The organism is Sphingobium sp. ba1, assembly GCF_000743655.1.
Lineage (GTDB): Bacteria > Pseudomonadota > Alphaproteobacteria > Sphingomonadales > Sphingomonadaceae > Sphingobium.
This window is the reverse complement of record NZ_JPPQ01000069.1, coordinates 1,962,700-1,974,612: the sequence shown is the minus strand read 5'-3', so window position 1 is coordinate 1,974,612 and position 11,913 is coordinate 1,962,700. Positions and strand designations below refer to the sequence as shown.

Annotated in this window: 15 protein-coding genes and 1 pseudogene; 7 read left to right on the top strand and 9 right to left on the bottom strand. The window is 64.0% G+C overall.

Features of this window, described 5'->3' with window-relative positions; genetic code table 11:
* The 6 genes and pseudogenes from IL54_RS24975 to IL54_RS12625 form a co-directional block, all read left to right on the top strand.
* Window positions 1-180: pseudogene (locus IL54_RS24975) on the top strand (PepSY domain-containing protein); the annotation flags it as partial.
* A gap of 75 nt (window positions 181-255) precedes the next feature.
* Window positions 256-582, top strand: a complete 327-nt coding sequence (locus tag IL54_RS25930) for a Rap1a/Tai family immunity protein (RefSeq protein ID WP_354957803.1) — start codon at window positions 256-258, stop codon at window positions 580-582.
* Window positions 583-764: 182 nt separating this feature from the next.
* Window positions 765-2,114 carry a glucose-6-phosphate dehydrogenase gene (gene zwf, locus IL54_RS12635; protein WP_081912901.1) on the top strand — a complete coding sequence of 450 codons (1,350 nt, stop codon included), beginning with the start codon at window positions 765-767 and terminating at the stop codon, window positions 2,112-2,114.
* A 34-nt stretch (window positions 2,115-2,148) separates the two neighbouring features.
* Entirely contained in the window at window positions 2,149-2,343 is a 195-nt protein-coding gene (locus IL54_RS24645) for a hypothetical protein (RefSeq protein WP_037476108.1), read from the top strand.
* Window positions 2,252-2,512 carry an HAD hydrolase family protein gene (locus IL54_RS25925; RefSeq protein ID WP_409592948.1) on the top strand — a complete coding sequence of 87 codons (261 nt, stop codon included), beginning with the start codon at window positions 2,252-2,254 and terminating at the stop codon, window positions 2,510-2,512. The genes IL54_RS24645 and IL54_RS25925 overlap by 92 nt, the downstream gene beginning before the upstream one ends.
* The gene (locus IL54_RS12625) at window positions 2,445-3,191 is read left to right on the top strand and encodes an HAD-IIB family hydrolase (RefSeq protein ID WP_009824013.1); all 747 of its coding nucleotides are present in this window, start codon (window positions 2,445-2,447) and stop codon (window positions 3,189-3,191) included. The genes IL54_RS25925 and IL54_RS12625 overlap by 68 nt, the downstream gene beginning before the upstream one ends.
* Before the next feature lie 146 nt (window positions 3,192-3,337).
* Here IL54_RS12625 and IL54_RS12620 read toward each other — a convergent pair whose 3' ends face one another.
* The 9 genes from IL54_RS12620 to IL54_RS12580 form a co-directional block, all read right to left on the bottom strand.
* On the bottom strand, window positions 3,338-3,778 hold the full coding sequence (locus IL54_RS12620) for a four-helix bundle copper-binding protein (protein ID WP_037476106.1): 441 nt from the start codon (window positions 3,776-3,778) through the stop codon (window positions 3,338-3,340).
* Between the two features lie 14 nt (window positions 3,779-3,792).
* Window positions 3,793-4,236, bottom strand: coding sequence for a DUF1622 domain-containing protein (locus IL54_RS12615; protein ID WP_037476104.1), 444 nt, complete (start codon window positions 4,234-4,236; stop codon window positions 3,793-3,795).
* On the bottom strand, window positions 4,223-4,945 hold the full coding sequence (locus IL54_RS12610) for a hypothetical protein (RefSeq protein ID WP_037476102.1): 723 nt from the start codon (window positions 4,943-4,945) through the stop codon (window positions 4,223-4,225). Before IL54_RS12610 ends, IL54_RS12615 begins: the two co-directional genes overlap by 14 nt.
* The gene (locus IL54_RS12605) at window positions 4,942-5,670 is read right to left on the bottom strand and encodes a hypothetical protein (protein ID WP_037476100.1); all 729 of its coding nucleotides are present in this window, start codon (window positions 5,668-5,670) and stop codon (window positions 4,942-4,944) included. The genes IL54_RS12610 and IL54_RS12605 overlap by 4 nt, the downstream gene beginning before the upstream one ends.
* Entirely contained in the window at window positions 5,670-7,580 is a 1,911-nt protein-coding gene (locus IL54_RS12600; protein WP_037476098.1) for a 2Fe-2S iron-sulfur cluster-binding protein, read from the bottom strand. The genes IL54_RS12605 and IL54_RS12600 overlap by 1 nt, the downstream gene beginning before the upstream one ends.
* A gap of 23 nt (window positions 7,581-7,603) precedes the next feature.
* A complete protein-coding gene (locus IL54_RS12595; RefSeq protein WP_009824017.1) occupies window positions 7,604-7,924 on the bottom strand; it encodes a hypothetical protein in 321 nt (106 codons plus the stop codon).
* Between the two features lie 58 nt (window positions 7,925-7,982).
* Entirely contained in the window at window positions 7,983-8,204 is a 222-nt protein-coding gene (locus tag IL54_RS12590; protein ID WP_037476095.1) for a hypothetical protein, read from the bottom strand.
* The gene (locus IL54_RS12585) at window positions 8,201-8,680 is read right to left on the bottom strand and encodes a heavy metal-responsive transcriptional regulator (protein ID WP_004212654.1); all 480 of its coding nucleotides are present in this window, start codon (window positions 8,678-8,680) and stop codon (window positions 8,201-8,203) included. The genes IL54_RS12590 and IL54_RS12585 overlap by 4 nt, the downstream gene beginning before the upstream one ends.
* Window positions 8,681-8,822: 142 nt before the next feature.
* Window positions 8,823-9,161, bottom strand: a complete 339-nt coding sequence (locus IL54_RS12580) for a hypothetical protein (protein WP_037478574.1) — start codon at window positions 9,159-9,161, stop codon at window positions 8,823-8,825.
* A gap of 876 nt (window positions 9,162-10,037) precedes the next feature.
* Between IL54_RS12580 and IL54_RS12575 the strand changes: the two genes are divergently transcribed.
* Entirely contained in the window at window positions 10,038-11,837 is a 1,800-nt protein-coding gene (locus IL54_RS12575; protein ID WP_037476093.1) for a copper resistance system multicopper oxidase, read from the top strand.
* Window positions 11,838-11,913 lie beyond the last annotated feature (76 nt).

The following is an 11,913-nucleotide window of genomic DNA, read 5'->3' as shown; positions in this document are numbered from 1 at the left end:
GTTCCGTCCGTCCAATCTCCGCCAAGCATGCTCAAGCTTCACGATTTTTGCAACAGAGCCGAGCAAGTCACCCGAAAGGCGGACGGAAGCACGCTCTATGAAATCAAGGGCAAGAACAGCGACGGAAAGACGATCGAACTGTTCGTCACGCCCGAAGGCCAGGTGCTCGGCCGCGAATGATGGATCAGCACGGGGCGCCGGCCGTCGAGGGCCGTGCGCCCCTTCCGAAATGATACTGCGGAATAGGAGACGAAAATGCGGCCAAGGCGATGGATATTGTTATGCGCCGCTTTGGCCGCCCTGCCTGATAGTGCGATCAGCCAAACCGAACCCGCGTCGGCGACGGGCTCGGCGTTGTTCGTAAGCTGTCAAGCGAATGAGCCGCGATGCGGCGCTTACCTCCAAGGCGTGCTCGACATGATGATCGTCGCGCGAAAAGCGGAATGCCGCGCTCCACGCTATGACCGATCGGCGCTGCGCGCGGCATATTTACGCTGGGCGGAGCAGAATAGCTATTTTATGAGTGTTCATATGGTGGCCGGAGCTGAACGCTCGTTAGCGAAGGCTTGGCCATGTCAGTAGCATCGTACCCCGCGGCGTAGCCTGCCCGGCGGCTGCCTTTGAGGGCAGGCGGAGCGTCCGCCTGGCGGTGAATTCCGCCAGCTCAACGATCCCATGTCGCGCCTCAAGCTCGCTAATTAGCCGATGTTCGCATTATGTCTGCCAAATCGTTGTCTGGCGCACAAACCTTGAGGTGACGCCATCTGTGCACCGACGGATTACTGGGAAAGGAATTCACCATCCTCGGCATCGGCCGCAGCGATGGCGATGACGAGACGTTGCGCGCCAGCCTGGATAAGTTCGCGACCGAGGGCGATTGCTGGCGTGATCTGCGCAAGCGCATCGCCTACCTCCAGGGCGATTTCACCGCAGACCGGGTGTTCGACGATGTCGCCCAGGCGTTGGGCGACCGAAGCGCGGTCTTCTACCTTGCCACGCCGGCGCAATTCTTCGGCGCCATCGTCGAAAAGCTTGCCGCCAAAGGCCTGATGGCGGAAGCGGGCAGTCGGTTCCGCCGCGTCGCGATCGAAAAGCCGTTCGGCCACGACCTCGCCTCGGCCAAGGCGCTTGACGCCCGAATCCTCGCCTTGCTCCCGGAAAGCCAGATCTACCGGCTCGACCATTTCCTGGGAAAGGAAACTGTCCAGAACATCCTGGTCGCGCGCTTCGCCAACCAATGGTTCGAAGCGGTGTGGAACAATCGCTATATCGACCATGTCCAGATCACCGCTGCCGAGACGGTCGAGGTCGGATCGCGCGGATCTTTCTACGATGCAACCGGCGCGCTCCGCGACATGGTCCCCAACCATCTGTTCCAGCTGCTGGCGATGATCGCGATGGAGCCGCCCAACAGCTTCGATGCCGACGCGATCCGCGACGAAAAGGCCAAGGTGTTGCGCGCGATCCGCAAGCCCACCGCAGTCTGCGCAGTGCGCGGCCAATATGGCAAGGGCCGTGTCGGCAGCCGCAACGTGCCGGCCTATCGTAAGGTCCCGGATGTCGCTGCCGACAGCAGGACCGAGACCTATGTCGCACTGAAGCTGGAAGTCGACACCTGGCGCTGGGCCGGCGTGCCCTTCTACCTGCGCACCGGCAAGGCGCTGGCAGCGCGCGATACGGAGATCGTCGTCACGTTCAAGGCAGTGCCCTACGCTTTATTCCGCGATTGTCCGATCGACCGCCTGCCAGCCAATCGCCTGATCTTCCAGCTGCAGCCGGACGAAAGCATCGTCTTAGACATGCTGGTCAAGAAACCGGGTCCAGTGATCAAGACCGCAGGAACAACGCTCGATTTCACTTATGCCGACCACTTCAAGCTGTCGGGCCGGACCGGCTACGAAACCTTGCTCTATGACATGATGACCGGCGACCAGACATTGTTCCAGCGCGCCGAGCAGATCGAGGCGGGCTGGGCCGCGGTCCAGCCGATCCTCGATCGCTGGGCCAAGGGCAAGGGCAGGCTTGAATCCTATGCACCAGGCAGCGCCGGCCCGGCCGGCGCAGATGCCCTACTCGAACGCGATGGCCGCTTCTGGCACAGGATCGGCCAATGATGCTTGGCCTCGTCATCTCCGACATCGACGGACTTTGGTTCGCAAGGACAAGAGCCTGGCGTCGGCGACGACTGCCCGGTCGCGGACCTACTATCTGGACATCACCAACTCCTATGCCAACAAGCGAGCTGGCGTCGATGCCCTGGCGCGGGCGCTCGGCCACATGCCCAATGACCTGCCCTTTGCTCGTGCGCACCGGGCTATCGATCGCCATGGGCAAGACGCCTGAGGAGATCCGTAGCGCAGCGCACTACATTTCAACCAGCAACGACAAAGATGGCATCGCCGATGCCATCGACGCATTTCTGCTGCCGCTTGTGGGAGATCATCATGAAGCGACTGGCCGCTTTCGACCTCGACGGAACGCTCGCGCTCAGCAAGCAGCCGCTCGACGATGAAATGGCGGATCTGCTTACCCGCCTGCTCGACGTGACGATGGTAGCGATCATCTCCGGAGGCGACTGGCCGCAATTCGAGAAACAGGTGGTGTCACGCATGCCTGCCCGGGCGCGGCTCGACAATTTCATCATCCAGCCGACCACGGGCACCAAGCTCTATCGTCACGCCGACGGCCAATGGACGCGTATCTATGCCGATCTGTTCACCGGCGACGAAAGCCAGCGCATCCGCGAAGCACTGACCAAGGCGGTCGAGCAGGCGGGCTATGCAAACGAGAACATCTGGGGCGAGCAGATCGAGGATCGCGGCAGCCAGATCACATTCTCCGCGCTCGGTCAGCAGGCGCCGCTCGAGGCCAAGGACACGTGGGATCCGGATCACGCCAAGCGCAAGAAATTGCAGGCCCTGCTCCAGCCGTTGCTGCCAGGCTTTGCCATCAATATCGGCGGGGCGACATCGATCGACATCACCCGCGAAGGCATAGACAAGGCCTATGGCCTTAAGCGCCTTTCCGAGCAGACCGGCGTCGCACTCGACGAGATGATCTTCTTCGGTGACGCGATCTTCCCGGGCGGAAATGATTATCCGGCCAAGCACCTCGGGCTGGATACCGTGCGAGTCCGCGACGTTGCCGAAACCAAGTCGGTGGTTGGCGCGATCGCTGCCTGGCTGGTCTAGATGCGCTACCGCCGATCCTTAACCAGTCCCGCTTTCGCACCCATACGACCCAGCTTCGCAGCGGCCCCACATTGTGGAGCCGACGGATCGCTTCAATAGTGCCGGATCTGCTTGACCCCACTACGCCTGGGCGTGTCCGAGGAAACTCAGCTCGCCATGTCCGCCATCATCCGACAGCTGGCGGCGCAGTCCTTGCAGGTAGCCGAGCAACGCTTCATCCGCTCGTCCACGACGTGGCTCAGGCATTCCCGCGCACATCGTTCGCAGGCGTCAGCGCAGGCGCGACACAGGATGGTATGGAGGGGGGATTCGCGCAGCATCGAGTTGGCGGACGCCTGGCACAGTTCCGCACAGTCGTTCAGCATGGCGATCAGCGACGCCGTGGCTGACGCGCCGCCTCGCTTGGTCAGCCAGGTGGCGGTCTCCAGGCACATGCGGTGCGAAGCCACGCAATCGTCGATGCAGTCCGTCATCGACATCGCCATCCCTTCCATTGGATGCTGCTGCCCCGCCGCCGGCACAGCCAGCGTTCCAGCGGCGGCAAGGCCGGCGCCGGCCATCAGCAATTCGCGTCTCTCGATCATCATGCACCTCCCATCTGCTATCCCTTGAGCGCTGTACCGCATCCGGCGGCCTCAGCCGTCGCAGGCGACCCATCCCACGCCGCGCGTGCCTTCTCCCGCGCCATCCGGGTTTCCTCCCAAGGCCAGTGGCCGTTGATCTCGACCCCGAGCGAGATGCTCAGGAAGGTCCGCACCAGCACCAGCCCTGCCAGCACGATGAGATCGTCGAGCGTCGGGTTGATCACCAGCGACTTGACGATGTCGCCGGCGACCAGGAATTCCAGGCCGAGCAGGATGCTGCGGCCGAGCGCCGAGCGGAACGCGCTATAGGCCTCGGTCCGGTCGCCCGCCCTCGCCCGCCGCGCAAACAGAAAGGTTGCGAGCCCCGCGCCGACCAGGATGGTCAGCGTACCCGCCAGTTCCAGGCCGATCACCGCGAGCCGGAAGAAGGCGCTCAGCCAGTCGGCCTCAATGGTGATCATACCAGCCTCGCTTGCGGATATTGTTGAAGCTGTCGGTGGCGTGACAGGCATAGCATTGGTCGACGCGCGCCTTCGATCCGGCTGCGCGCTGCGAGACCATGCTGAAATGCTCCATGAAGTGACTGGGCGGCGCCTTGTGGCACTCGGCGCACTGCGTCGAATTGACCGACGGATGGCGATAATTGGCGATCTTCCAGCTGTCGGTCTTGTGGCAGCTCGCGCAGTCGGTGCCGAACAGGCCCTGGTGCGGATCGCGGAACGCATGGCAGCTCGCGCAATTGAGCGCGGTCTCGGGGGTCAGGCTTCGAATGTTTGTCGACATGCCCGCCAACGGCTGCCGCCACTTCGCCATGTCGAGCAACGCGGCGTGATCCATGCGGATGATGCCGCGCTCTCCCTCATGTTCGACGTGGCAGGAGGTGCACTGCGTCGCTTTCGCGTGGAACTGCGTCGACTGCTTCGTCCCGAAATCCGTGCCCGCATGGCAGGTGAGACAGGTCCGGGTTTCGACGCCCTTGCCCGGCGTGTGGCAGGCCGTGCATTGGCCGGCGAAGGACTGGTGCGCGCTCGAGAGCGGGCCGGGCGAGACGAGCTGCGCCATCAGGCCGGCATCCCTCGGCGCGTCCGATCGCATCCGGATCGCGACCGCGGCGACCATCACCAGCAGGGCTGCGATGAAGACGGCGTAGGAAAGACGCTGCCAGCTCATAGCCAGCGCAGCCCGTAATAGAGCGCCGCGCCGACATGGAGCGCGAGCAGCGCGAAGATGAGACAGCCCAGCAGGATGTGCAGGAACCGCCACCGTGTGAACAGGGAGTTGGTTGCCTCTTCGGCACGGATCGCGAATTCGGTATCGGCCAGCGCCGCGGCGATCCCCGCCTTGTCCTGGGGATGCTGGCCCGCGGGCGCATCGCCGGCGACGAACAGATAGCGCTTCCAGCCCGACAGCGGCGGGGCTGCGGTATCGGCCTGCGTCGGCGCCGCCGGCTCCTCGAGGAAGGCGGCGCGAAGCGAGGCCAGTTCTGACCTGCGTCCGCGCAGCGCCCGACCAAGCTGGGCAAGCAGGTAGCGGCCGATGAAGCCGGTGATGACCGTCATCAGAAGGAGGATAGTCAGAAGCAGGCCGACCGGGCTTTCGAGCTTGTGCGCGGCGTGGACCAGACCCAGGATCGGCGCCAGCACGCCGGCATAGATGTGGATGGCGAGCAGGGTTGGCTTGCTGACGACCCGGGAGAGCGCCTTGTCGACCCAGGCGATGTGCTTGGCCGCGACATAAGGAAGCGTCAGCAGCATCAGCACGAGCGCTGCGATCCCGATGATCCCGCCGGCCAGGCTACCCGGAAAGCGGGGCGACACATGCACGAGATAGCCGAACGGGAACAGCAGCAGGAACGCGACCAGCAGGCCCACGGCAATGTCGCTGCGTTCGCGCATCAGGCTTCGACCACGAGCGGCGTGCCCGTCCCCTTCGCCTGGCACGCGAGCACATAGCCTTGCGTCTTGTCGGCGGGCGCAAGGCCGGATTCGACCTCCATCGTCACTTCGCCCTGCAGCAGCTTGACCACGCAGGCGCCGCATGTGCCCGCACGGCATGCATAGGGGATCTCGACGCCCGCGCCCTCGGCCGCCTCCAGCACGGTCTCGTCCGCGGGCAAGGCCGCCGACACCCCCGACACGGAGAAGGTCACCGTGCTCGGCGCCACCTCGGCGCTCGGGGCCGGCTTATCCGCTGGCGGGGGCGCGGGCTTGACCTCGAGATCCTCGTGGTCGGCCGGCAGCGAGGCCGGACCGAACGCCTCGGTGTGCAGCTGCGCTTCGGGGACGCCGAGTTCGGCCAGCACGCCGCGCATCGCGCCCATCATCGCCGGCGGGCCGCACATATGGATGCGCCGGCTCGCGATCTCCGGCACCGCGGCCAGGATCATCTCGCGCGTGATCGGCCCTTCTGGGCCCATCCAGACGGTGCCGGGCGCGCGCTGCATCGCGGCGACGATATGGAGGTTGGGAAAACGGCGTTCGAGCCGCTCGAGCTCGTCGCGGAACACGAATTCCTCGGTCGACCGTGCGCCGTAGAAGAAGAAGATATCACCCTTCCACGCGGTGTCGGTGAGATAGCGCAGCACCGACATCATCGGGGTGATGCCGACCCCGCCCGCGATCAGCACGATGCTCTGGGCATCCGTTCCCGTGAAGGTGAAGGCGCCGAACGGTCCGCTGACCTTCAGCAGATCGTCGGCGACGACCTTGTCGTGCAGGTATCGCGAGACCACGCCCTGCTCCTCGCGCTTGACCGTCAGTTCGACATAGGCCCGCTGGGTCGGCGAAGAGGCGATCGTGTAGGAACGGCGCGCGGTCTTGCCCGCTTCGGGCTCTACCTCGACCTGCAGGAACTGGCCCGGCAGGAAGTCGAACGGCAGCCGGTCGGCGGCCGGGTCCGCGAGCCGGAAGGTCAGCACGCTCGGCGTCTCTCGCACGATCTGGACCACGCGCAGCTGCCCCGCCCAGCTTTTGGGCTTGCGCAGCGAAGCCCCACCGGGCGCGGCCGCATTGCTCGGCGCGAGCCCGGCGCTGTCGGCAACGGGGGCAGGCGCGGGCGCAACCCTGGTAGCGGGCTGGGCAGCCTTCGGCTCCGGCTTTGTCAATGTCTTGCCGGTGGGGACACCACCGGCGATCGCCCCGATCCGCCGGAGGCGGAAGATCTGCAGCGCGATCAGCGTGGCGCTCACCAGCCCCAGGAACAGCATGAGAAGCAGGTGCGAGGGCGAGATGCCGAACCAGTGATCGGCATGGCCGGGCGCGGCCTGGTCGATGTCGAGCTGATCGCGCAGCCAGGCAAGCCCGACCTCCCGGGGCGGCTGCAAGCCGCCGATCGCGCCCTGCGCGGCGGTGCCGGACCGGAACAGGTCGGTTCCCTCGCGCAGGCGGCGCGCCGCATCGAGCCGGGCCGAGACCGTGGTTGCACGCGCGCCGTCGGCCGAGGCGGCGTTGATCATCGCTAGGCCCGTGCTTACCCGTTCGCCAGCCTGCGCAGCGACCCGCTGCCTTGCCGCTTCGTCGAGCGCGGGAAAGGCGAGCAGTTGCGAGATGAAGCCGGTCCGGCGCGATTCGTGGCCGTGCTCATTCTCCCCTTCCCCATTGATCATGCGATCCATCATGGGGTTCATCATCTTCGCCATGTCCGACGACCCCGACGATGCCGGTGCGGACATGCCCCCGCCGGCCGGCATGCCTGCGCCATGATGCGCGGCATGATCCTCGCCCTCCTGCGCGCCCGCGCCCGCGGACAGGCTGAGAGCGATTGCGCAGCCGAGGCTCAAGCGTCGAAGGCTGATCCGCCTGGACATCCTCATCCCCTTTTTCAGCGCGCTTACATATCCTTCATCGGCATCGCCGAATTGCCCGGCGCGGGATCGGGTGCCGGCGCGGTCTGGTTGCCGGCCCCGGCGCGCATCGCGTCATGGTCCATCGCCTGACGGTGATGCCGCTCCATCTCGGCCTGGTTGCTCATCGCGTCCATCGACGCCGCGTCTGCAGCGTTGCCGCTGTCGGTCAGGACCGGGGTGGCGGCGACGCTGTTCGCCGCGGGCGGCACCGTCTGGTCGGCCTGGCGGTCGCAGCCCGAAAGCGCGAGCGCCAGCAACAGGCTTCCGCCGACAAGCGGAAGGGCTTTTTTCGCATGGTCGATCATAGCTTGCTCCTTGGCTTGAAAACTGTGTCCGGGCGCCAGGGATGGCGCCCGGACCCGATCATTGCGCGTTGCGCAGGATCTGAAGGCACCGGTCGTGCGAGAGGTTCATCGGGTTGCGCCCCTGCCCCTTCATCTCGCCATGATCATGCGGCGTCTGGAGACCCATATTGCCCTCCATCGCCCGGCAACTCTCGACCTGCGCCGAGGTCGGCCGCGTGGTCACACAGGCGCCCAGAAGCAGCGCCGGCGTGAGGACGGCGATCAAACGCATTGTCGTCATGACAAAACCCCTTTCGCTAGTGATGATCGTTCGTCCTGCGCTGCCTGATGTTTCTTGTTATGCTGCTGGTCTTTCCGCCGCGCCGTCAGGAAGGCGAGGATCGGGCAATCGGAGACGGGCACTTCGCCCGGGCATTCGTCGGCGAGCATCCGCAGCATGTCGCGGATATCCGACAGGCGCTCGAGCCGGGCTTCGGCGTCAGCGATCTTGGCAAGCGTGATATCGAGCACGGCCTGGGCATGCGCGGTGTCCGACGCCCTGAGCGCCAGCAGCTGCCGGGCCTGTTCGAGTGTGAAACCAAGCTCCTGCGCCGAGCGGATGAAATTGACGCGCTCGAGGTCGGTCGCGTCGTAGAGCCTGTAGCCCGCTGCCGTGCGCGCGGGCTCGCGCAGCAAGCCCATCCGCTCATAATAGCGGATCGTATCGCGGCCCACGCCTGCCGCGGCGGCCAGTTCGCCGATCTTGAAATTGCCCATGTCATCCGCTCGATCATGCCGGTAGGACCATGGTCCAGGGTCAAGCGGTTTCGCCTCGATCCCGAACGGTCCGTTGCCGCCGGCAACCCGCTGCCCCGATGCCTCGCATCAGGGCAGCGTGTGCCGCCGGGCCACCGGCGCGTCAGTTCTTGCGAAGCTCGACGATGTCGTGCTTGGCAGGCGTACCGTCGGCGACGGACACATGCGCGAAGTGATCATCGAAGATATGATCGATCGTCACATGGCCGACGAGCTGGCGGTGATAGGTCGGCGCCACGCCCTTGGGCGGACCCGGATGGGTCACGACGCGATAGACCTCGAGCTTCTGGCCGACCTCGGCGCCATCGGCCTTGCCGATGCAGACGACCGTGCCGTTGCTGCCCGTGTCGACGATCGAGCCGCGCATGAACAAGCTGTGACCAATGCCTTGAGCCAGCAGGGGCGAAGCGCCGAACATCGCGATACCGGCCAGCGCGACCATGATAGATTTCTTGATCATCTTGGGCTCCCTCGAAGAGAAAATGGGCACCGCCGCGTGAATCGTCGACGGGAAGATTTGTCTTCTTCGGAGACAGGACTATGGGCCCGGGTCCAACGCCGGTATACGTAATGTTCGCAGCCCGCAGCGTGGGTCTGGGCCAGAGGCCGCTCCACGAGACAACCTCGTTGCGAGCTATCACAAATTACAAAAATTCAGAGCTGGCACGGTGCGAGATTGACGAGCTGAAAGCTTGGCCGCGCGAGCAGCAAAAGCGGCCTCAGTGAATCAAGGTAAGCAGCAGGGGGCAATATTGGTGCAGCAGGCGACGCGCGGCAGGCACTGCCACGTTCATTGCAGCGGGTTTGCAAGCGGCGATGCCGAAGGGGCCGTTCCCAGGGCGCTCGCAATACCGCTAGCGGCTGTCTGCCTTCATGTGATGTCTTGTGACGGGACGGGCTCGGTCGCATGGCCGCATAGGCGGCAATGTGGATGGTGGCGAAAAATTCCTGTGAGCCGCGCCGTCCTCCAAAAGCTGGCGCCGTTAAAATTTCTCGAAGGCCCTGATTGGTTTTTTTGAGAGGGGAATGCTCGCCCGCTGCGTATCTCTTATGTGCTCTGCCAGACACGCGATCATCATGGGAGGTTGAACGATGATGCACCCCATTGCCGCCGTCACGCAAGAACGGTGTGCCCGCCATGGCACTGGCTTCCAAGCTCGGCGTCAGGTGACCGGCAACCGAGGGGTACCGACCCGCGCGCCGCGCACAATATGAATCATCAAATATTATCGAAGTCTGGCCGGTGCCCCTTTCGCGTCGAACCTGCTCCTGTGAGCGGGCATACAAATGGGCCGCCGCGAACTCAGAAGGATTTTTTATGAACCACCTTATCGAACGACGCGATTTGCTTCGTGCAGGCGCGCTGGGCGCTGCCGGTTTAAGTCTCACCGGACTTTTCCCGGCATGGGCACAAACCGGCTCGGCCGGACTAGCGCCAATGCCGACACTCACCGGGGAAGATCTCCATCTTAGGGTTGACCATAGCGCTTTCGCCGTCGGAGGCCGCACCGGTCACGCCATAACAATGAACGGCGTGCTGCCGGCTCCCTTGATCCGCCTCAAGGAAGGGCAGAAGGTGCGCATCAGCGTCGAGAACGCGCTTGACGAGGATACGTCGATCCACTGGCACGGCCTGATCCTGCCGTTTCAGATGGACGGAGTGCCCGGTGTGAGCTTTCCGGGTATCAAGCCGAAGACGACCTTCGTTTATGAATTCCCGATCAAGCAATCGGGCACGTACTGGTATCATAGCCACTCGGGTCTGCAGGAGCAGCAGGGCCACTACGGTCCGATCGTGATCGATCCCGCCGATACCGATCCGGTCGCCTACGACCGCGAGCACGTCATCGTTCTCAGCGACTGGACGTTCCTGCACCCGCATGCGCTCGTCACCAAGCTCAAACAGGAGGGAGGCTATTTCAATCGCCAGAAGCAGACCTTGGCGGGCCTGCTGCGCGACGGAGATCCTGAAGAAAAGATGTCACTGTCCGACCGTCTGATGTGGGGCAAGATGCGCATGGATCCCAGTGACATCTCGGATGTCACGGCATCGACCTATACCTACCTGATCAACGGCCATGGACCGAAAGAGAACTGGACCGGGCTATTCCGACCGGGAGAGCGCGTGCGGCTGCGCTTCATCAATGCTGCGACGATGACGATCTTCAACATTCGCATTCCAGGCCTTCCAATGACGGTGGTAAACGCTGACGGCCAAAACGTGCGTCCGGTGACCGTCGAGGAGTTCCAGATCGGCAACGCCGAAACCTACGATGTCATCATCCAGCCCACCGAGGACAGCGCTTTTACTCTCGTGGCAGAATCGGTCGATCGCTCGGGCATGGGTCGCGCGACGTTCGCCCCCCGCCTGGGGATGACCGCACCGGTTCCGCCCCTGCGCGCCCGTCCGACGCTCAGCATGAAGGACATGGGCATGGTCGGGATGGACCATGGCTCAATGGCGGGTATGGACCACAGCTCGCACGGCGCCGCAACGGCTGGTGCTACGGCATCGATGGCGGGAATGGATCATGGCTCATCTGGTTCGATGGGCGGCATGAATATGCGAGACAAGTCGCTGGTGCCGCCAACCGTCAAAGTTGGCGTGGGAGTCGACGCAATCGCAATGGCGCCTGTCGACCGGACCGGAGACCCAGGACTTGGGCTTGAGGACGTGGGTCATAAGGTGCTCACATATCGGGATCTGATGTCGCTCACGCCAAATCCCGACAAGCGGGCGCCAACGCGCACCGTCGAGGTTCACCTGACCGGCAACATGGAACGTTTCATGTGGTCCTTCGATGGCGAAAAGTTCAGTGAGGGCGTAGAGCCGATCCGCTTCGAGCGGAACGAACGGGCCAGGGTCGTGCTGATCAATCATAGCATGATGACACACCCCATTCACCTACATGGCCACTTCTTCGAGGTCGTAAACGGTCACACTGGAAGTCACCCGCTCAAGCACACAGTGAACGTCCTTCCTGGTGCGAAGCTCACTTTCGATCTCACCGCCGACGCGCCAGGAGACTGGGCGTTTCATTGCCATCTGCTGCTTCATATGCACGCTGGCATGTTCCGCGTCGTCACCGTCCGTCCGCTTGAAGGAGAGGCGGCATGACCCGCATCTTGATCCTGCTTAGCGCCACCGCGCTTGCACCACCGGCACTCGCACAGACCAACAACCAACAGCATGC

Bases quoted from the DNA above. Each gene is read 5' to 3' on its own strand.
- IL54_RS25930 (WP_354957803.1), top strand. From the start codon at position 256: ATGCGGCCAAGGCGATGGATATTGTTATGCGCCGCTTTGGCCGCCCTG.
- IL54_RS25925 (WP_409592948.1), top strand. From the start codon at position 2,252: ATGCCCTGGCGCGGGCGCTCGGCCACATGCCCAATGACCTGCCCTTTG.
- IL54_RS12625 (WP_009824013.1), top strand. From the start codon at position 2,445: ATGAAGCGACTGGCCGCTTTCGACCTCGACGGAACGCTCGCGCTCAGC.
- IL54_RS12620 (WP_037476106.1), bottom strand. From the start codon at position 3,778: ATGATGATCGAGAGACGCGAATTGCTGATGGCCGGCGCCGGCCTTGCC.
- IL54_RS12615 (WP_037476104.1), bottom strand. From the start codon at position 4,236: ATGATCACCATTGAGGCCGACTGGCTGAGCGCCTTCTTCCGGCTCGCG.
- IL54_RS12610 (WP_037476102.1), bottom strand. From the start codon at position 4,945: ATGAGCTGGCAGCGTCTTTCCTACGCCGTCTTCATCGCAGCCCTGCTG.
- IL54_RS12605 (WP_037476100.1), bottom strand. From the start codon at position 5,670: ATGCGCGAACGCAGCGACATTGCCGTGGGCCTGCTGGTCGCGTTCCTG.
- IL54_RS12600 (WP_037476098.1), bottom strand. From the start codon at position 7,580: ATGTCCAGGCGGATCAGCCTTCGACGCTTGAGCCTCGGCTGCGCAATC.
- IL54_RS12595 (WP_009824017.1), bottom strand. From the start codon at position 7,924: ATGATCGACCATGCGAAAAAAGCCCTTCCGCTTGTCGGCGGAAGCCTG.
- IL54_RS12590 (WP_037476095.1), bottom strand. From the start codon at position 8,204: ATGACGACAATGCGTTTGATCGCCGTCCTCACGCCGGCGCTGCTTCTG.
- IL54_RS12585 (WP_004212654.1), bottom strand. From the start codon at position 8,680: ATGGGCAATTTCAAGATCGGCGAACTGGCCGCCGCGGCAGGCGTGGGC.
- IL54_RS12580 (WP_037478574.1), bottom strand. From the start codon at position 9,161: ATGGTCGCGCTGGCCGGTATCGCGATGTTCGGCGCTTCGCCCCTGCTG.
- IL54_RS12575 (WP_037476093.1), top strand. From the start codon at position 10,038: ATGAACCACCTTATCGAACGACGCGATTTGCTTCGTGCAGGCGCGCTG.